The organism is Anaerococcus sp. mt242 (assembly GCF_016798225.1).
GTDB lineage: Bacteria > Bacillota > Clostridia > Tissierellales > Peptoniphilaceae > Anaerococcus.
On sequence record NZ_JAEUYX010000006.1, the window covers coordinates 34558 to 55402 of the forward strand.

19 protein-coding genes, 1 tRNA gene and 1 pseudogene are annotated in these 20845 nt (G+C 32.0%); 19 read left to right on the top strand and 2 right to left on the bottom strand.

Features of this window, described 5'->3' with window-relative positions:
- The first annotated feature begins 93 nt into the window (after positions 1-93).
- The 4 genes and pseudogenes from JNO63_RS04220 (at position 94) to JNO63_RS04235 (ending at position 6403) form a co-directional block, all read left to right on the top strand.
- Positions 94-1617, top strand: a complete 1524-nt coding sequence (locus tag JNO63_RS04220; RefSeq protein WP_203127250.1) for an ABC transporter ATP-binding protein — start codon at positions 94-96, stop codon at positions 1615-1617.
- Positions 1617-2723 (top strand): annotated as a pseudogene (locus tag JNO63_RS04225) (ABC transporter permease); the annotation flags it as partial. The gene JNO63_RS04220 and the pseudogene JNO63_RS04225, both read left to right, overlap by 1 nt.
- Before the next feature lie 241 nt (positions 2724-2964).
- Positions 2965-3897 (top strand): ABC transporter permease, encoded by a 933-nt coding sequence (locus tag JNO63_RS04230; protein WP_203127252.1) that lies wholly within the window; start codon positions 2965-2967, stop codon positions 3895-3897.
- Positions 3898-3982: 85 nt separating this feature from the next.
- A complete protein-coding gene (locus JNO63_RS04235; protein ID WP_203127253.1) occupies positions 3983-6403 on the top strand; it encodes a zinc ribbon domain-containing protein in 2421 nt (806 codons plus the stop codon).
- Positions 6404-6887: 484 nt separating this feature from the next.
- Here the strand turns inward: JNO63_RS04235 and JNO63_RS04240 are convergent.
- Positions 6888-6964, bottom strand: a tRNA-Pro gene (locus JNO63_RS04240).
- Between the two features lie 168 nt (positions 6965-7132).
- Here JNO63_RS04240 and JNO63_RS04245 point away from each other — a divergent pair.
- From JNO63_RS04245 to JNO63_RS04285, 9 genes are all read left to right on the top strand, one after another.
- Complete coding sequence (locus JNO63_RS04245) at positions 7133-7399, top strand: barstar family protein (RefSeq protein ID WP_203127254.1); 267 nt, start codon at positions 7133-7135, stop codon at positions 7397-7399.
- Positions 7389-7739, top strand: coding sequence for a GntR family transcriptional regulator (locus JNO63_RS04250; RefSeq protein ID WP_203127255.1), 351 nt, complete (start codon positions 7389-7391; stop codon positions 7737-7739). The genes JNO63_RS04245 and JNO63_RS04250 overlap by 11 nt, the downstream gene beginning before the upstream one ends.
- Positions 7732-8430: an ABC transporter ATP-binding protein gene (locus tag JNO63_RS04255; RefSeq protein WP_203127256.1), complete on the top strand. Its 699-nt coding sequence runs from the start codon at positions 7732-7734 to the stop codon at positions 8428-8430. Before JNO63_RS04250 ends, JNO63_RS04255 begins: the two co-directional genes overlap by 8 nt.
- Before the next feature lie 2 nt (positions 8431-8432).
- Positions 8433-9167 (top strand): hypothetical protein, encoded by a 735-nt coding sequence (locus JNO63_RS04260; protein ID WP_203127257.1) that lies wholly within the window; start codon positions 8433-8435, stop codon positions 9165-9167.
- 8 nt (positions 9168-9175) lie between these two features.
- Positions 9176-9910, top strand: coding sequence for an NAD-dependent protein deacylase (locus JNO63_RS04265; RefSeq protein ID WP_203127258.1), 735 nt, complete (start codon positions 9176-9178; stop codon positions 9908-9910).
- Entirely contained in the window at positions 9900-10274 is a 375-nt protein-coding gene (locus JNO63_RS04270) for a hypothetical protein (RefSeq protein ID WP_203127259.1), read from the top strand. Before JNO63_RS04265 ends, JNO63_RS04270 begins: the two co-directional genes overlap by 11 nt.
- 62 nt (positions 10275-10336) lie before the next feature.
- A complete protein-coding gene (locus tag JNO63_RS04275) occupies positions 10337-11518 on the top strand; it encodes a coenzyme F420-0:L-glutamate ligase (RefSeq protein WP_203127260.1) in 1182 nt (393 codons plus the stop codon).
- A gap of 25 nt (positions 11519-11543) precedes the next feature.
- A complete protein-coding gene (locus tag JNO63_RS04280; RefSeq protein WP_338014979.1) occupies positions 11544-12509 on the top strand; it encodes a YitT family protein in 966 nt (321 codons plus the stop codon).
- Positions 12510-12613: 104 nt separating this feature from the next.
- On the top strand, positions 12614-13672 hold the full coding sequence (locus JNO63_RS04285; RefSeq protein WP_203127261.1) for a hypothetical protein: 1059 nt from the start codon (positions 12614-12616) through the stop codon (positions 13670-13672).
- Between the two features lie 77 nt (positions 13673-13749).
- On the opposite strand, the gene rd is transcribed toward JNO63_RS04285, so the two are convergent.
- On the bottom strand, positions 13750-13908 hold the full coding sequence (gene rd / locus JNO63_RS04290; protein ID WP_101540267.1) for a rubredoxin: 159 nt from the start codon (positions 13906-13908) through the stop codon (positions 13750-13752).
- Positions 13909-14041: 133 nt separating this feature from the next.
- Between rd and JNO63_RS04295 the strand changes: the two genes are divergently transcribed.
- The 6 genes from JNO63_RS04295 (at position 14042) to JNO63_RS04320 (ending at position 20837) form a co-directional block, all read left to right on the top strand.
- Positions 14042-14434 (top strand): ATP-binding protein, encoded by a 393-nt coding sequence (locus JNO63_RS04295; RefSeq protein ID WP_203127262.1) that lies wholly within the window; start codon positions 14042-14044, stop codon positions 14432-14434.
- 110 nt (positions 14435-14544) lie between these two features.
- Positions 14545-16365 carry a translational GTPase TypA gene (typA, locus tag JNO63_RS04300; RefSeq protein ID WP_203127263.1) on the top strand — a complete coding sequence of 607 codons (1821 nt, stop codon included), beginning with the start codon at positions 14545-14547 and terminating at the stop codon, positions 16363-16365.
- Between the two features lie 9 nt (positions 16366-16374).
- Complete coding sequence (locus JNO63_RS04305; protein ID WP_203127264.1) at positions 16375-17028, top strand: hypothetical protein; 654 nt, start codon at positions 16375-16377, stop codon at positions 17026-17028.
- Entirely contained in the window at positions 17021-17659 is a 639-nt protein-coding gene (locus tag JNO63_RS04310; RefSeq protein ID WP_203127265.1) for a redox-sensing transcriptional repressor Rex, read from the top strand. Before JNO63_RS04305 ends, JNO63_RS04310 begins: the two co-directional genes overlap by 8 nt.
- Before the next feature lie 2 nt (positions 17660-17661).
- A complete protein-coding gene (abc-f, locus tag JNO63_RS04315; RefSeq protein ID WP_203127266.1) occupies positions 17662-19587 on the top strand; it encodes a ribosomal protection-like ABC-F family protein in 1926 nt (641 codons plus the stop codon).
- Between the two features lie 20 nt (positions 19588-19607).
- Complete coding sequence (locus JNO63_RS04320) at positions 19608-20837, top strand: AI-2E family transporter (protein WP_203127267.1); 1230 nt, start codon at positions 19608-19610, stop codon at positions 20835-20837.
- The last annotated feature ends 8 nt before the right edge of the window (positions 20838-20845 follow it).

Sequence of the window (20845 nt, forward strand, 5' to 3'; positions counted from 1 at the left end):
TTTTTTGGGGTCTTTTTATTTGTAAAAAAATAATACTATAAAAGTACGTTTTATGATATTATTATGTATATACACTAAAGAAGCGAGGATATTATGGATAAGCATTTAAATGAAAATCCTGTAGTATCTATGAAAAATATAAGCAAGTCCTTTGGAGATAAGCAGGTATTATCAAATGTGAATTTTGATTTACACAAATCTGAAGTACACGCTCTTTTAGGGGAAAATGGTGCTGGTAAAACCACACTGATGAATATTTTGTATGGGATGTTCCCACCAAGTGATGGGACTATTACTATAAATGGCAAAACTTTTTCAAATATGACTCCTAAAATTGCCATAGATGCAGGTATTGGAATGGTTCATCAACATTTTATGTTAATAGAACCTCTTACAGTTACAGAAAATATTATTCTAGGTTATGAAGAAGACACTGGTCTGTTTTTAGATAGAAAAACTGCTCGTGAAAAAATATCAAAATTGTCCGAAGAGTATGGACTTATGATAGATCCAGATGCAAAGGTTGAGGATATTACAGTTGGTCAACAACAAAGAGTAGAAATCCTAAAGGCCCTTTATAGGGGAGCAGATATTTTAATATTTGATGAGCCAACAGCAGTTTTAACTCCTCAAGAAATCAACGAATTTATTGTAATTATAAATAGACTTACAAAAATGGATAAGTCAATAATAATCATCACCCATAAGCTTGCAGAAATAAAGGCTATGGCTGATAATTGTACCATTATTAGACGTGGAGAATATATTGATAAACTAAATGTAAAAGAAGTGGATGAAAATATTTTGGCCGAAAAAATGGTTGGTCGAAATGTTAGCTTCAATGTAGATAAAAAGGCTCAAGAAACAGGTGGAGTTGTCCTAAAAGTAGAAGATCTTTGGGCAAAAGACCGCCGTGGTGTAGATATTTTAAAAGGCCTTGATTTGGAACTTCGTGCTGGAGAAATTTTGGGAATTGCTGGAGTTGATGGCAATGGTCAAAGCGAATTAATTGACTGTCTAACTGGTATGGCAAAGTCAAATCGTGGAATAATTACTCTAAATGGCAAAGATATTACAAATACAAGTCCTAGAAATATTTTAGATACCGGCATGAATTCTATACCAGAAGATAGGCAAAAACGCGGATTAGTATTAGAATATCCGATAAAAAATAATCTTATCTTAGAAAATGTTCATAAAGAGCCATTTTCTAGTAGAGGAAAATTAAATTTCAAAAATATAGATGAAAATGCCAGAAATCTTGTAAAAAAATTTGATGTTAGACCAAATGATATAAATGAAAAAGCTGTAGCTCTATCAGGTGGTAATCAGCAAAAAGTAATTATTGCTCGTGAGATTTCAAATAATCCTGATGTCTTAATAGCAGCTCAGCCAACAAGGGGACTTGATGTTGGTGCTATCGAATTTATCCACCAATATTTGGTAGAACTTAGAAACGCAAACAAGGCTGTTTTGTTAATTAGCTTTGAGTTAGATGAAGTAATGGACCTATCAGATAGGATTCTTGTAATTTATGATGGCAAGATTGTTGGTGAGAAAGATCCTAAACAAACTGACGAATTTGAACTAGGTAGATTAATGGCAGGTGGAAAATAATGGAAAATACACAACAAGTTAAAGTAAAGAAAAAAAAATCACGCGACAATTCCAAATTATTATTTACCTTTATTTCAATATTATTAGGATTTTTAGTAGGAGCAATTGTTCTAAGCATCTCTGGCTATGATCCGATTGAAGGATACAAAGCCTTATTTCAAGGGATTTTTAAGACTCCAAGAAATATGGGATGGGCTATTGTTAGTTCAACTCCAATTATTTTAACAGGTCTTGGTGTGTGTTTTGCTTTTCAAACAGGACTTTTTAATATGGGAGCTGAGGGCCAATTTATAATTGGTACAGTCGTAGGATTTTTAGTAGGTTATAAATTACCACTTCCTCCAATCTTACATCCAATTGTTGCAATAATTTTAGCAATGATAGCAGGGGCCCTTTATGGAGCTATTGCAGGTTTTATCAAAGCGCATTTTGGCATTCATGAAGTTATTTCAACCATAATGTTAAACTGGATTGCCTTTTATTTCCAAAACTTTATTGGCTACGCATATCAACAGCCAAATTCAATGGGTTCTTTTGATGTCCTAGATAGTGCAAAAATAACCATGTTTGATAGAGCAACGGTTAAAAATTTCGGACCATTTTTCAAAAAATTCTTTAAAGCTCCAATACATTTTGGAACAATACTTGCAATCATTGCAGTTATTGTTGTTTGGTATATTTTAAAGAAAACTGTTCTTGGTTATGAACTAAAGGCAGTGGGTCTTAACCGCGAGGCTAGTGAATATGGTGGTATTGACTCTGGCAAAAAAATTGTCCAATCAATGGCAATTTCTGGAGCAATTTGTGCCCTAGCTGGAGTTACACAAATCTTAGGATTTACCTATGCTCTTTCGATAGTTTCTGCTATGGATAACTATGGATTTGACGGATTAGCTGTTTCACTTCTAGCAGGAAATAACCCAATCGGCGTAATTTTCTCAGGATTATTTTTTGGTTCACTAAAATATGCAGGTAGCAATATCCAAAGAGTCATGGGAGTGCCAACAGAGTTAATCAACATAATAATTGGTACAATTATCCTATTTACAGCTGTACCATTAGTATTTAGAATTATCCGTGCTAAAAGCAGAAATAGAAAAAATACTAAAAAACAAATGGCGGATACAAAAGTAGTTAAAAACGCGCCTATTGATGATGCTGATAATAAAAAAGAAATTATAAATCAAAAGACTATTGATAATGAAAAAGTAGAATCTTTAGAAAACGAAAAAGTTAATGAAGATATTAAAAAGAAATCTAAAAACGAATCTAACTCTAATCCAAGAGTTATAAATGAAACTGGTGAAGATATCATAGTAAAAACTGTAGAAAGAGAAGAGGAGTAATATGAATTTAGTAATGCTCGCTTTAATAATAGGAAATACTTTTTCAAATGCTGCTCCAGTACTTTTTGCAGGACTTGGCGGTATGATGAGCGAAAAATCTGGTGTTGTAAATATTGGACTTGAAGGAATGATGACAATTGGTGCTCTTGTTGGAGCTACAGTTGGCTATAAATTAGGAAATCCTTGGCTAGCGTTTTTAGCAGGCGGTCTTGCAGGAGCAGGATTTGGACTAATTCACGCTTTTATTTCAATTTCCCTAGGAGGAGATCAAACTATCTCAGGTATTGCTATTAATACGCTAGGACCTGGTTTGGCACTATTTTTAGCAAGATTATTTTTTGATGGAGCAAGTCAAACTCCATCAATCCCACTAGAAAACAAGATTCCAAGACTATTTAGAGGATCAGGAAACCAAGTGATTTTAAATATTTTTGGTCAATATGCAACAGTTTATATTGTCCTAATAATGGTGGTAGTTTTATACCTTTTCCTTTATAAAACTAAATGGGGACTTAGGGTAGTAGCAGTTGGAGAGCACCCAAAAGCTGCAGAAACTTTAAATATTTCTGTAAAGAAAACTCGTTACTGGTCGGTAATTTTCTCAGGTTTTATGGCAGGACTTGGTGGAGCAAGTATGGCCCTTGCGGTTGTAAGTTCTTTTTCACAATCACTTATAGCAGGACAAGGATATATTGCCCTAGTAACAGTAATTTTTGGTAACTGGAAGCCACAAGGAGTGCTTTTAGGATCCTTATTTTTTGGTCTTGCCCAATCAATAGCAACATATCTTGGAGGATCAGGACTAAGTATGCCAATAGAATTTATCTCAATGATTCCATATGTAGCAACATTATTAATACTGATAATTTTCCAAAGAAGATCAAAGGCACCAAAAGCATCTGGTAAGCCATATTTAGCTATAGACAATATATAAATTTTGAAAGTATAAGCCCTTAATAGGGTTTATATTTTTGTCAAAAAGTTGTATATTATAATATATAGCTTTAAAAGGAGCAAGTATGAATTGTACTAACTGCGGTGCAAAGGTAGATGATAGCGCGAGATTTTGTCCGGTTTGTGGCCACAAACTAAAAAGTGATACTCCGCATGCTCATCCGGAGGCCCCACAAGCACAGGCTTCTCCAGTAGAAAAATCTACCTATGAATCGATACAAAATAAAGAAAACTTAATAGAAAATCAAAAAAAATCAGAAGAGAAAAGTAAAAAAGAAAGCAAGATTCAAAGATTTATAAGTTCTTTTACTAGCAAAAAAACTCAGCCTAAGCCTAAGGAAGAAAAAATCGCTGATGAAATTTTTGATAATGACAATAATTACAGTCATTTAAATCAAAAAATTGAACCAGACATGGCAAATGAGAGTCAAATCCCTCCTTCATATTATGGTTATAATCCGGTAGAGGATAGGCAAAGAAAAGACTTAAGAAATCCCTCTTTAACATCTAAAAACAATCCAACAGATTATGTCCAAAACAAGGTCTTACATAAGCAAACCGAAAGTATTTCTGAAGATAAAAATCCAAATCTAAAACAAAATCAAAATTATATTCCTAACAAATTTTCAAAAGAAACAAATCTTTCAAGTGAAATGCGAATTGCTCAAAACTTAGCGAGGGCAGAAGGTTATAATAATCAAGAAAATGAATCTTTAAATGACGAAGTAAGATATGATGATATACCGAATGAATTTGTAGAAGCAAGAATTGCAAGGCAAATCAATGGTGGTGGACCAAAATTATCTTACAGTAGAGCAGAAAATGAAGATTATAGGGCTGATGATAGGACTAATGCTGCAAATAGACCTGTGACAGGTGAAAATCAAAATTTAAATAGCTATGAAAAAGCCAATTTAGCAAATTCTATAGAAGATGAGGCAAAAAATAAGTCTACAAAAGATGAAAAAGAGCCTTTCAAATTCAAACCAATTTATTTATTGCCACTTTTAATCATAGCTATAGCACTGACGGGAGTGTACTTCCTTAAAAACCGTACGGCTCAAGAAGTAGAAATTGATCTTAGCCAGTACATTGATGTAACTTATAGCGGAGATGATGGTGCAGCAAGCCCAAGTGCTACTTTAAATACATCAAAATTACTAGCAGATTATGGTAATGATATTGCATATGTAAATAAAGATAGAAAAAATGATCAATACTCATCACCAGCAAATCAATTGGTTGATGACCTAGAAAAAAGTACAAATTTCCAATTTAGCAAGGATAGTAATCTATCAAACGGTGAAGAAATCACAGTTGTAGCCAATGTTTCTGATAGTGCAATAGCAGATGATTACAACGTTATGTTTACAAACACCATAAAATCAGTAATTGTAGATGGATTGATCACTCAAGAGTCTGTAGACCCATTTGAATATATGGATGTAAATTTTGAAGGCGAAAGTCCAAATATTACACTATCTGCAAACTTTAGAGAAGATGCACCAGAATATCTTAAAAATATAGAAATAGCACCAAGCAAAACCAGTGAACTTGCTAGTGATGAAGAAGTAAATATTTCTCTAAACTTTGATGAAGAGGAACTATTTAATTCTTATGGTATAAGATTAAATCCAATTGATAAAACATTTACAGCCCCAGGTGAATCTGACCAAGCTGAGGAAGAAAATTCTGAAAAGGAAAATAATGATGAGGCTAGTGGAGAATTAGGAGATGGATTTATCTCAACAATCGATAATCTTGATGAAGAATTATTAGGCACATTAAAATATAATGCTGGTCAATTGATTAAAGAAACATTTGGCGGCAGATCTTTTACAGAAATAAATGAAATAAATTATCTTGGAGCTATTACAGGCTCAGATGCAAATGCAGACCTTAAAAACAGGGTAATGCTAATTTATGAAGTAAAAGCCAAAGAAGACTACGAAGGTCGTTACACAAATGACTTTAGCTACTATACATTTGTAGAATATCAAAATGTAAAAGATAGTAAGGCAGAAGATGGCAAATTCTACACAGAAGGGCCAATAACAACAGATAACGAAATCTTCCACAAATTCTTTGTAGAAGATGACTACACATATTATGAAATTCCATATTATGGATTTGCATTCTTAGAAGAAGTAATATCAAGAGCCAACAATGCCCTATCAGGACTAAATATCGAAGACTCTATATCAGTAGATATTTCAAAATACTTTGAAAAATCTGACGGAGTTGCCGGTGAATACCAAGGCAATGGCACAAGGCTATCATTAAAATCTGATGGAACACTAAGATATAAACTAGATCAAAGAGTTCATACAGGAAAATGGAGCGAAAATGGTTCTGATGTAAGCCTTACAATCCAAGGTGTAAATGTAGATACACCAATCAATGCGAAATTTGAAAACGGAGCGTTGAATGTAGCAGAGCAAGGCGAAATGGCAGGACAAACATTTAATAAAATGGAAACATATTAAATAAATAAACCCGGTAAGGAAAACTTACCGGGTTTTTATTTGCCAAAATTAAAAATAATCAGATAAAACTAATTCTATCATGGTCGGTGTGAAAGGATTCGAACTTTTGAGCCTCATCTTCTCAAAGCCAAGAGCTGCCAACATTTAATTAGTATATTAAATAAGCAATATAAAAAAGTAAAAAAATAAGCATTTATCGAACTGCTTTAATAATCAATGGTCGGTGTGAAAAGATTCAAACTTTTGAGCCTCATCTTCTCAAAGCCAGCGCTACCAAAATTTAATTATTATCTTAAATAAACAAAATAAAAAAAGCAAAAAAATAAGCATTTATCGAACTGCTTTAAAATTATGGTCGGTGTGAAAGGATTCAAACTTTTGAGCCTCATCTTCTCAAAGCCAGTGTTACCAACAATTAATTGTTAAGTAAATAATAAATATAAAATGAGCAAAAAAAATAGCAGCTTATGCTGCTTTTTAATTATGGTCGGGGTGAAAGGATTCGAACCTTCGACCTCATGTTCCCAAAACACGCGCGCTACCAAGCTGCGCCACACCCCGTTAAGTGATTACTATGTAAGTATACACCCTTTTTTTTACAATGTCAAGTTTTTGTAAAAGTTTTTTAAAAAAAAGTTTACAAAAGTAGATTTTGACCCCTTTCTTTTGAGAAGTCTGTTATAATAATACCATAAGCAAAATTAAAAGTAAACAAAATTGAGGAAAATAATGATAATTTTAGATGCAAAAAATTTTACCGATCAAAAGACCTTTTATAAGCTTTTAAATGATCAAATAGATTTTTATTATTATGTGGAAAATCTAGATGCGCTTTATGATTTTTTGGTAACTACTGACTATGAGATAAAGATTACTAATTATAGATATATGTTTATAAATCTTGGCGAATATGGAGAAAAGCTTGTAACAGTTTTTATCGATGCGGTAAAAGATTATGATGCAAATGTAAGTTTGGAGCATGGTAATGGTTTATAAAAATAAACAGAGTGAAATAAAAGATTTTGTAGCCTTGGAACTAATATCTGGTAGAAAAAAATACGGAGATCCATTTTTTGAAAAAAAATTTTTTACAAGTAAGTTTAAAGTAAATCCTTCTTATGTAAGAGATGTTTTTGATGATCTAGAAAAAGAAGGAATCATCCAAAAACAAGGCGAGTCATATATATTTTCTGCAGACGAAAATAGGGTGTTCTGGCTAAAAGATGAATTTTTGCACTCATATATAAATGATTTTACAGAAAATTTAAATAAAATTGGTGTAAGTATGGATGAAGTCATTGAAATACTAAGACAAAGGAATATTGCAAATGGATAAAGCAATAGAGATTAAAAATTTCACAAAAAAATACGAAGATCTAATTGCCATAGATGACATAACTTTAAGTATAAATTTAGGAAATATCACTGGTATTCTTGGTCCAAATGGGTCTGGTAAAACTACATTATTAAAGGCTCTTGCAGGATTAATTCATCCAGATAAGGGAGAGATAAATCTTAATGAGCAAAAAATAGCAAATATAGATAAGAATAAGATTGCGTATTTGCCAGATGAAAAATTTCTATACCCAAATCAAAGTGTAAAAGAATCTAGGGATATGTACGCTGATTTTTATGAGGAATTTGATAAGGAGCTTTTTGATAAAATCTTAGAATTTTTTTATTTAAATAAAAAAAGTAAGATTAGCAGTCTTTCCAAAGGAGATTACAAAAAACTGGGTCTTTGTCTAAATTTAGCTAGAAATGCAGAAATATATATTTTTGATGAGCCACTTGATGGTCTAGATCCTATATCAGCTGCAAAAATAATTGACCTTATTATCGACAAGCTTGAAAATGAAAAAACTTTTGTAATATCTACCCACCAAATTGCCCTTACGGAAAATCTATTTGATGAAGTAATTTTCCTATCAAACGGTAAAGTTCATGATTTTGGAAAGGCTCGTGAGATTAGAGAACAAAATCAAATGGATATTAACGATTACTATGATGAAATATATTTAGGATAAGTATGAATAAGTTTATAAAATACGATTTAAAATCAAATAGAGGATTTTTAAGAAAACTAATAATCCTGCAAATAATATTTATATCTCTAAGCTTTTTAGGACATGGATTTTTGTCGACAAATTATCTGACAGATCCCGTTTTTGCAAATGGGATATTTTCCCTAGCTACAGTGTTTTTTTTAGGAATTAATATTTTTTATATAGTTTTTACTATAAATAAAGATTTTAACTCAGAAAGAGCCTTATTAAAGTTTTCTCTACCAAATGCACAGAAAAAAATTATTTGGGCAAAAATATTTGAATTAGCATTTTTTTATATAATCAATTTGCTTTTTTTATTGATATTTTTGTGGGCTCTAAGATTTAAAATTACATCTGATATAGTATACTTTTTCGCCTTGGGGCTTATTTGGATGCTTATAGTAGGAGGATTTGTTTTCTATTTTAAAAGTCTAAATAGATTTGACCAAGCTACAGGAAGTAAATTATACGGTCTGGGATTAGTTTTATTAATCATTGTGCTTGGATTTTTAGTATGCAAATATTTTTCCTTTGTGATAGTTAATGGAGCAATCCAACATGCCCGCCCTATAAATTACGGATTTGTCTTCCCATTTGCAGTGGGCAGCCTTAGCCTATATAAAAATATCAGCCCGTTAATTTATTATTTTTTAGCCCTATTAGTTGTAATTTTTGTAAATCAAAAAAATATAAAGAATAATTTAGACTTATCCTAGGAGTGAAAATGCAAGATATAAAAGAAATTATTAGAAATTCGAATAATATAGTATTTTTTGGTGGAGCAGGAGTATCAACAGCTTCTGGCTTGCCCGATTTTAGATCAGCAACTGGTCTTTATAATAAGAAAAACAACGCTAATTATTCACCAGAATATATGTTAAGCCACGAGTTTTTTGAAAATCATCCTGATGAGTTTACAACATATGTAAAGGAAAATCTTATGGTAGAGGGTATTTTGCCAAATTATTGTCATTATGCCCTAGCAAAACTTGAAAAAATGGGTAAACTTCAAGGAATAATTACTCAAAATATAGACGGTTTACATCAAAAAGCAGGCAGTAAAAATGTAATAGAACTTCATGGTACATTAAACGATCACTATTGTACAAATTGCGGAGAGAAATATGATTTGGATTATGTAAATAAATTTACCGCTACTCCAAGATGTGCGAAATGTGATGGTATTGTACGCCCAGACATAGTCCTTTATGGTGAGGGTTTAAACCAAGATAATATTAGTCATGCTATAAACTTAATTTCCCATGCTGATGTTTTGATTATTGGCGGTACATCTCTTGCGGTTTATCCTGCAGCGGGTCTCATAGATTTTTATAATGGCAATAAACTTATTTTAATAAATAAAGATGACACTGGTAAGGAAAATGCGGCTAATTTTGTATTAAAGGGAGATATAAGTAAAATCATGAAAGAATTAGTAGAGGATATTGATGAAAGATAGATTTAATATAGATGAGTACGGAATATTTTTAGTATGGCTAGGAATTATTTTTAGCCTGCTAGCATATTTCACTCATTCGCAATTTGTGGACATTTTGGCCCTTGTAAATGTAATTTATGCAATTTTTAGATTTTTCTCTAGTAATAAGGAAAAAAGAATTGCTGAAAATAACCAATTTAAGCAAGCTTTCCTAAATCCAATTAAAAAATCTTTTAAGGGATTTAAAAACGAAACTGTGGGAGATAAAAATTACAAATACGTTTCTTGCCCTCAATGCGGACAAAAGCTGCGTATACCAAAGAAAAAGGGGAAAATAAAAGTAAGATGTCCAAAGTGCGATACAAAGTTTGATGCTAGAAGTTGATTCTAGCATCTTTTAAATTTAGCTTAGAAGTTGTATAATTTTTCTGAAAGAGAGGCTTTAAAATGCAAAGAATTATTGGAACAAGATCATTGGGACTACGCGCGCCAATTATTGAAAAAGGCGATAACTTAGAAGAAATAGTTTTTGATACTGTAAAAAAAGCAAGTGAAAATCATGACATTACTATGAATGATTTAGATGTAGTATGTGTTACAGAATCTCTTGTTGCTCGTGCTCAAGGCAACTACGCTACAATAGAGCAAATAGCAAAAGATATTAATAACAAATTTAAATCAGATGAACTAGTAGTATTATTTCCTATTTTATCAAGAAATAGATTTTCTATACTATTAAAGGCAATTGCGCTTTCTGGAAAAAAATTACATATTTGTCTTTCATATCCGCAAGATGAGGTAGGAAACTATCTAATGGATGAGATGGATTTATTTAATAGTGATATTAATCCATATCAAGATGTTTTAAATATAGACGAATTTAGGAAAATAGCTGGGGACTACAAACACACATTTACTGGTATGGACTATCCATCATTATATACAGAAATTGCTCCTAATTCTGAAATACATTTTCTAAATAATCCAGTAGATAGCTTAAAATTCGCTGAAGATGTTTTGGTTTGTTCAATCCACACTAGAAACATCATAAAAAGACAATTAAAAGAAGCTGGTGGAAAAAATATTCTATCACTTGATGAAATCTTAAACGAACCGGTGGATGGATCTGGATTTAACAAAGATTATGGACTATTAGGCTCAAACTTATCAACAGAAAATGAAGTCAAACTTTTCCCAAGAGATGGGGAAGAATTTGTAAAAAACTTACAAAAAAAATTGATTGCTCATTTTAATAAACAAATCGAAGTAATGATTTATGGAGATGGAGCCTTTAAAGATCCAGTTGGTAAAATCTGGGAATTAGCTGATCCAATTGTATCACCTGCATTTACAGATGGACTTAAGGGTACACCAAGCGAAATTAAGATAAAATATATTGCCGATAATGAGCTAGCTGATTTATCTATCGAAGAGAGAACATCAGCAATGGTTGATAGAATTTCCAAAAAAGCAAAGGAATTGGTTGGCAAAAACGAAACTTTAGGAACAACTCCAAGACAAATAACAGATTTACTAGGCTCTTTAGCCGATCTTACATCTGGATCAGGAGATAAAGGTACACCTATTGTTTTAATACAAGGATATTTTGATAACTACTCAAATAATTAATTTCTATTTTTAAGGAGAAATAGCTGTGGCAGGATCAGATAGCCAGGAAAAGAAAGATAATAAAGCCTTTGCAACTCATTTTGTAAATGATTATTTTGAAAAAAGAGCAGAGGCTAAATACAATCACGACCCAATGGATGAACTCCAAAGATATTTAATGATGTCTTTTGCCGCCATTTTGATGGCCTTTGGGACACATTTTTTTAAATATCCAAACTCATTTGTAATTGGTGGAGTAGAGGGGATGAGTATCATTGCTTCAACTTTTGTACCATTCACTCGACCAGAAATTACCCTTTTTATAAATGTAAGCTTGCTAATAATTGCATACTTTGTTTTGGGCAAGCACTTTACCCTAAGGACTGGTTATGTCGCAATTTTAAACTCGTTGACGGCCTTGGGTTTAGATTATATTTTCCCAATTGCAGGTCCATTAACATCAAATAAGCTTTTGGAGTTGATATTTACCCTATTAATATCAGCCTTTGGCTCAGCAATATTATTTAATCTTGCGGCAAGTTCCGGCGGGACTGATATAATTGCAATGATTATAAAAAAATATTCTTCCCTAGAAGTAGGAAAGGCTCTATTGTGCGTAGATAGTGTATTTACCATAGCTTCTATTTGGATTTTTAATGTAGAAATAGGTTTGCTTTCTATTTTAGGACTATTATTAAAAGGAATATTTGTGGATGTAATTATCCAGTCCTTAAATACTGACAAGTTATTTATAATTATTACTACAAAACCAGATGAAGTAGGTAAATTCATACGTGGGGAGCTCAATAGATCTGCTACAGTTATGAATGGAGTCGGACTTTATAAAGGGATTCACCGATTTGTATTCTTATCTGTGCTTTCACCAAAAGAGGCACCACTTTTTAAAAGATACATCAAGGGAGTGGATCCATCAGCATTTATAACTATTATAAATACATCAAGAATTATTGGTAAAGGATTTTATCTAACCAGTGATTCTAACCAGTATTAATCATATACATTAAGAAAGACGCTTTGCTATAAGGCGTCTTTTTGTTTGAAATGTGTAGAAAATAAGTGTAAAATAATAGTGAAGTACTATGGATGGAGAATGATATGAAGTCAAAAAACAAAGCTTTAATGTTTCTTTGTCTTTTAGTGGCTTTATTTTCTATCAGACCATCCTTTGCTAGTACAGATGATCAAAATCAGCCGACTAGCCCACAAACAGATATCAAAAGCGGGGATGAGATTACCATTACAGAAGAAGAACCTATTGAAAATCAACATGAACTTCCACCTGTTAAAGCTGAAGTAATAAAGCCACAAAAAGCGGCCGGCAGAAGACCAGTGCAAAAAGAAAATGTAACAACAAAAAATAATACATCACCTAGCCTGACTGTAGACCCAAGAGCGACTGAGGTTAACGAAAGAGTAAATAAAAAATACCGAGAAGAGCAAAAGGCCAAAGAAAGTCAAAAAACAGAAACTAAAAAAGAAATAAAACCTGCAAACAAAGCAAAAACTGTAAATAAAAAACCTAGCCCCACCAAGGCAGATGTTGAAAGAAAATCTGAAATTGATGCTTTACTAAAGGAATTAAATGAGCGAACTGAGGCTATTAAAAGTAATCTTAAGCCTAGTAGTTCCGATACAAAAAAGCCATCAAAAGGGGCAGAAAATTACAAAAATGCTGTGGAATTAGTAGGAGAGGTAATGCTTTCAGATAAAATTACTAAGGCTGAAAGCAAACAATTAGCAAAAACTACTAAAGAAATTGTCGAACAGTACAATAAGAAAATAGAAAATGCAGCAACTACTGAAGAAAAAGAAGCCTTAGTAAGAGAAGCAAGCCAAAAGATAAATGAAAATCTTAAAAATACATCAAAAGAAGCGTATGACACTGCTATAAACAAAGATGTATCAATCTATGATCAAAAAAACGAAACCCTGGTATTAGAGATTGAGCCAAATGACAAAGAAGATAGCAAGGAAGGGAATAAAAACTATAAGGTTACTAAAAGTACATCGCTAGAAAAACCCCCAAAACTTGCAAATGATGATAATGAAGCTCCATTTTTTAAAATGGCACTTGGAGTTTTTGTAGTTTTAATTATTTCTCTTGCAATAGCAATTACTGTAGTATTAAAAAATCGAAACAATGTTACCAAATAAGTCCTAAGGGGGCTTATTTTTTAATTATAAGTTTATAAAATAAAAAGAGGCTTAAAAAAGCCCCTTGCGTTTTTGAATTATTCTTGTGGTTCGAACATATCTTTGCCTACTCCACAAATTGGGCAAACCCAATCTTCTGGAAGTTGGTCAAATTCTGTACCAGCTTCGATTCCGTTATCAACATCTCCTTCAGCTGGATCATAAATGTATCCACATGCTGTACATACGTATTTCATACCAATGTCTCCTTTCATTGTTATTACATTTATATTATACCACTTTTAACGAATTTTAATACATTTTTTATAAAACATTCAGTTTTTTTCATAATCTTTGGGTATAAGATTATTGAAGATAAAGGAGAGAACTATGGAGATTATAAGAAATCTTATACATAGTGACCTAGACTTAATAAAAGAATTTAGAGATAATATTATAGAATTTTTAAAAAAACAAGAATATGATGACGATATTATTTTTAAAATTAGACTTGTTTTAGATGAGCTTATCACAAATTCTTACAAGCATGGAAATAGAAAAAATTATGAAAAACTAATTGATATCATCATGCTACTGGATAGGGACTATTGTATGATAAAAGTAAAAGATGAGGGCGAGGGGATAGACTACACCAAAGATCGTGATATGCTAGCAGATCATGGTAGAGGTATCCAACTAGTTTATAATCTTTGCGAGAATATAATAGTTAAAGATAATACAATAGTAGCATTTTTACTTTTAGATACGCAAAGAGTTAGTTAAAACATCTAGATAACTTTATTAGCTAGATGTTTTTTTATTATGTTTATTGATAATATAACCACAATCGATATAATATATTGATAGAATTTATTAGTTTGAAAGAAGGAATTATGAAAAGAGAAGATGTAAGAAATGTAGCCATTATTGCCCACGTTGACCATGGTAAAACTACCCTAGTAGATGGACTTTTAAGAAGTTCAGGTACTTTTAGAGACAACCAAGAGGTCAATGAGAGAGTAATGGACTCAAATAGTATTGAAAAAGAAAGAGGAATTACAATTCTTTCTAAAAATACTGCTATTCATTATAAAGATACAAAAATAAATATTATAGATACACCAGGCCACGCGGACTTTGGTGGAGAAGTAGAACGTGTTTTAAATATGGCTGAGTCTGTGGTTTTAGTTGTAGATAGCCACGAAGGACCTATGCCACAAACAAAATTTGTTTTAAGAAAAGCAATTGAGCTTGGCTTGCCTGCTATCATTTGTATAAATAAAGTAGATAGACCAGACCAAAGGATTGATGAAGTAGAAGATGAAGTTCTAGATTTATTTATCTCACTTGATGCGGATGAATCTTATTTAGAAAGTCCATTTATCTACGCATCAGCAAAAAATGGATGGGCTTCCCTTGAAAAAGCTAGTGTAAAAAATGATATGACAGACTTACTTGATACAATCATTGACTACACTCCAGCCTTTGAAGCAGATGAAAATGCTCCATTTAAAGTTTTAGTTTCTACAACTGATTACAATTCATTTTTAGGATCTATTGCTATCGGTAAGGTAGAACAAGGTGTGATTAAGAAAAATGCAAATGCAGTAATTACAAACTACAACGAAGAAGACCGCCATGAAAGATCAAAAATTGTAACAATTTACGAATTTGATGGCCTAGATAGAGTAGAAGTAGAAGAAGCAAAATTTGGATCAATCGTAGCTCTATCAGGTATGGAAGACATATCAATTGGAGATACTATCGGTACAGAAGAAGATAGCCAGCCAATTGAGTTTACAAAAATATCTGAACCAACCCTTTCAATGACATTTTCAGTAAACGATTCACCATTTGCTGGTCGTGATGGTAAATTTGTAACCAGCCGCCACTTAAGAGAAAGGTTATTTAAAGAAAAGGAAACAGATGTTTCACTTAAGGTAGAAAATACTGACTCAACAGAAAGCTTTAAAGTTTCAGGCCGTGGAGAACTTCACTTATCAGTATTAGTTGAAAACTTAAGACGTGAAGGCTACGAATTCCAAGTTTCTAAACCAGAGGTTATGTTTAAAGAAATAGATGGCAAAAGAAATGAACCTATTGAAGTTGCAACAATTGACGTTGACCAAGAATATACAGGATCAGTTATAGAAAAACTTGGACGTAGAAAAGGTGAACTTATCGATATGACACCAACTTCTTCAGGATATACAAGAATGACCTTTAGAATTCCAGCACGTGGACTAATTGGTTATAGAACTGAGTTTTTAACTGATACAAAAGGAACTGGTATATTAAACTCAGAATTTGAAGAATACGCTCCATATAAAGGAGATATCGAAACTCGCCAAGACGGCTCACTAATTGCTAGTGAACAAGGAATTGCAAGAGCCTATGGACTAAATTCTGCTCAATCACGTGGACTATTATTTATCGAAGCAGGTGAAGAAGTTTACGAAGGAGAAGTAGTAGGCATGAATGCAAAAGGCCTTGATATCGATGTAAATGTATGTAAAACTAAAAAACTTACAAATACACGTGCATCAGGATCTGATGATGCCATCGTCCTAACACCTCCAAAGAAAATGAGTGTAGAAGAAATGATGGAATTTGTAGAAGATGATGAATTAATCGAGGTAACTCCAAATACACTTAGAATTAGAAAAAGAATTCTAGATAGCAATTTAAGATACAAATCAAAGAAAAATAAATAAGAGGTAGATATGGATAGAAGGTTTGAAAGAACACTCAGCCAAATCCTAAGTGTAGTGGTTTTGATAGTGTTTTTAATAACTATTGTATCAGCAAATTTTAATATATGGTTAGTTAGCTACATATGGGCAGCTGGATTTATCATAGCATGGGCACTAATGCTTATTTTTGGTGTCTATGTACTATTTCAAAAAAAATCCTATGGAATGTCAATTTTTGTAGCTATACTTACAGCCCTAGGATTTGCGATTTTAAGTGTACCAGCTATATTAGTCTTAGCGAGATTTATCCCAGGACTTCCAGCGGGACTTACATTTAACAATCAATTTTTAAATTCAAATAGCCAATTAGTCTTATACACCGTATTAATAGTTGTATACTTTGCTCATATTATCAATGCATCAAAATTAAAAAATAAAAATGCTCAGTATATAGAATACTCTGAAGCTAAGGAAGAAGATTTAGATGAAAATTTAGATTTTAACAAAAATTTGCATTCGGATAGTGAAATTGAGTATAATATAACAAAAGACACTGACGAAAAGTTAGTGTTTGAAGCTGATAGCAATGAAAATTCTACTTATAACACAGAAGAAGTGATTCTTGTAGAAGATTTAACAGATGAAGATTTAGAATTTAGGAAAGATGAGGAGAACAATGGCTAAAGATAACGGTGTATCATTATCGGTTATAAAAAGATTACCAAAATACTATAGATATCTAGAAAGTATAAATGATCGAGGCATAGTAAGAGTTTCATCAAAAGAATTATCAGAAATTACTGGACTAACAGCAAGTCAAATTAGACAAGACTTAAATCATTATGGTTGTTTTGGTCAGCAAGGATATGGATATAATGTCCGTGAGCTTATGGATGAGCTTTCAAAAATAATTGGTGTTGATAAAAAGTACAAAATGGTTTTAGTTGGTTTTGGTAATATCGGCCATGCTCTTTATAAATACAAATCCTTTAAAGACTTAGGTTATCATATCGAATCTGTATTTGATCTTGAAGCAAGAGAAGCTAATGATAAGGATCCAGAAGTAATAAGCATAGACAAATTACCAGATTACCTAAAAAACAACAAAATTGATATTGGTATTATTTCTACACCAAAAGATGCCAGTCAAGAAGTTTGCGATATCCTTTGTGATGGCGAAGTTTCAGGTATATGGAACTTCTCTCCAGTAGATATAAAGACAAAAAATGATGTTGTTTTAGAAAATGTACACCTTGATGAATCATTATTTACTCTAACCTACTTCATCAATTCTCCACAGGACTTTAATTTTTAAAAATGAATATACTTACAGCAAGCAATTTGAGTAAATCATATCCAACTAAGGACATATTTTCAAATGTGAGTTTTAAGATTGAAAAGGGTGATAAAGTTGGGCTCATTGGTATCAATGGGGCCGGCAAATCCACCCTTTTTAAAATTCTAATGGGAGAAAATGAAAAAGACTCGGGTGAAGTTTATATACCAAATAATGTCAAAGTTGGATACTTAGAGCAAATACTTTCTATCGATTATCATATAAGTATATATGATTATTGTATGAAGGTTTTTGATGATATTATTGAAATAGAAGCAAATTTAAGAAAAATTGAACAAAAATTAGCAAATCCAGATCTAAACCCAAATCAAATGGATAATCTTTTGGCAGAGCATAGTAAACTTTTTGAAAAGTTTGAAGAGAAAAATGGCTATGCCATAAAATCCGAGCTAGAAGGCACTCTAAAAGCAATGGGATTTAGTGAAGAAGACTTTGAGAAGGATATTATAAATTTATCAGGTGGCCAAAAAGCTAGGGTAGAGTTAGCATATTTACTTTTAGAAAAACCAGATTTAATTCTCTTAGATGAGCCAACCAACCACCTAGATATTGGGGCTATAAGATTTTTAGAAAACTTTATCAAAAATTATTCTGGATCTGTAATAGTAATTTCCCACGACAGATATTTTCTAGATAATACTGTAAATAGGATATTTTTGTTAGAAAATGGTGGATTAACCACATATAATGGGGATTACACTACATTTGTAAAAAAACGTAAAAAAGAACTAGAAGTGCGTATGCACCAGTACAAAAATCAGCAAAAGGAAATTGACCGTCAAGAAGAAATTATCGATCGACTTAAAAACCAAGGTGGCTCAAAAAGAAAAAGAGGTATTTCCCAATCCAGATCACGCCAAAAACTTTTGGACAAGATGGAAAGGATAGAAATGCCAGAGACAATCCAAAATTACATGAAGCTAAAATTCACTCCGCGCATCCAAAGTGGAGAGGATGTTCTTAAGGTCGATAATTTAGAAAAATCCTTTGCAGATAAGAAAATTTTTGAAAATATATCATTTAACCTATACCGCAACGAAAGAACCGCAATTATCGGAGAAAATGGTGTTGGAAAAACTACTCTTTTTAGGATAGTAATGGGCGAAGAAATGCCATCAGCTGGCAAAGTTAAGCTTGGACAAAGTGTAAATATAGGTTATTTTGATCAAGAACAAAAATCATTAAACTTAACAAATACTATATTTGAAGAAATAAGCGAAACTTATCCAATGATGACAAATTTTGAAATTAGGTCATATCTTGCAAAATTTATGTTTTATGGAGACGATGTAGATAGAGAAATTTCTGAACTTTCTGGTGGAGAACGAGCTAGGATTTCTCTATTAAAACTAATGATTTCAGATACAAACTTCATTTTGATGGATGAGCCTACCAACCATTTGGATATTGATTCTAAAGAAATTTTAGAAGATGCTATCCTTGATTATGAGGGTACTATGCTAATTATTAGCCACGATAGGTACTTTTTAAATAAGATAGCAGGCAAAATTTTAGATATGAAATCTGATGGTATAGATGAATATTTGGGTAACTATACTTATTATGAAAATAAACTTAGGGAACAAAGTCAAACTATAGAGCAAGGTCAATCTGTCAGCAAAACCCAATTAGTCAAAGAAAAGAAAAAACAAAATCTAAAGAAAAATGAAATAAAGAAAATAAAAAATGATATTAGGGATGTTGAAAATGAGTTGGAAGCAATTGAAAATGAAATTGCAAGCCTAACTGACCTTAGCCTGGCCACAGACTTTTATGCTGACCAAGAAAAAGTAGTAGAAACTTTTGCAAAAATTAAGGAATTAGAAGAAAGAAAAAAAATCCTTGATGAAAAGTGGTTAGACCTTAGCATGAGTCTTGAAGACTAATGTCATTTGAGAGGGAGATAATGAAGATAAAAGATGAAAATGAATTAGACCAACAATCAAAAAATAATTTAAAAGTAGGTCTTATCTTACTTTTAACATTTTTTGCAATTTGGTATATAGAGCCCATTGGCAAATTTTTAATAGCAACTTATGCAGTTTTTAGGCCGATTTTACTAGGATTTGCCATAGCCTTTGTGATAAATTTACCTATGAATTTTTTCCAAGAAAAAGTTTTTGGAAGGATAATCGATCCTTTAAAACACAAAAAATTGGTAGTTGCCCTTTCACTTATAGTCAGCTGGCTAATCTTTTTCGCTGGAGTAAGTATACTTTTAGTCGTAGTTATTCCAGAATTTATTAATGCCCTTCAAACAGGTATTACTAACTTGCCAGTATTTATGGATTCACTTTTAGAATATACAGAAAAATTCCCAGCTATCCACAAGCAAGCAGTTCAATTTAAAGATTATTTCCAAGACCTAGATGTGGTTAAAATTTCAGATACAGTTACAGCCTACATCAGTGGAGATAGTTCGAATTTATTAAATAGGGCTCAAAATATCCTATCATCAGTAGGATCTGGATTAATAGCTGTAGCCATGGGTTTTGTATTTTCTATTTATGTCAGTGTCAATAAGAAAGATCTGAGACAAAATGCCAATAAAATTTTATATGCAAACTTTAGCGAAGAAAGAGCAGATAGAATAAATTATTTATTTAAACTAACCTATGATTCATTTTCCAAATTTTTGGACTCCAAGGTCCTATCATGCATATCACTAGGTATATTTAATTATATTGGTATGAAAATATTAAGAATGCCATATGCAGGTATGATTTCTGTTTTGGTTGGTGCGATGGATATAGTTCCATACTTTGGCCCTATTATAGCTGGTGCTTTTGGTATGATTATGATATTTATCCAATCCCCAATCCAGTCGCTAGTTTACATAATTTTCTTGGTAATATTACAACAGGTTCAAGAAAATATTGTATATCCATTATTTATTGGAAAAAATTCTGGTTTACCAGCAATTTGGATTTTCCTTTCAGTATTTTTGGGAGGAAGACTATTTGGTATCCTAGGTATGATATTCTTTATGCCACTAGCAACAGTGATTTATACTTTGGTTGTCGATAGGACTAATATTAAGCTTAAAGAAAAAAATATGGATAGAATAACAGTAGCAAAAAAATCTAATCAGACTGTAGAAGAACTTCGAGAAAAAGAGGTAGAGAGAAAAGCCTAATAAAAAGA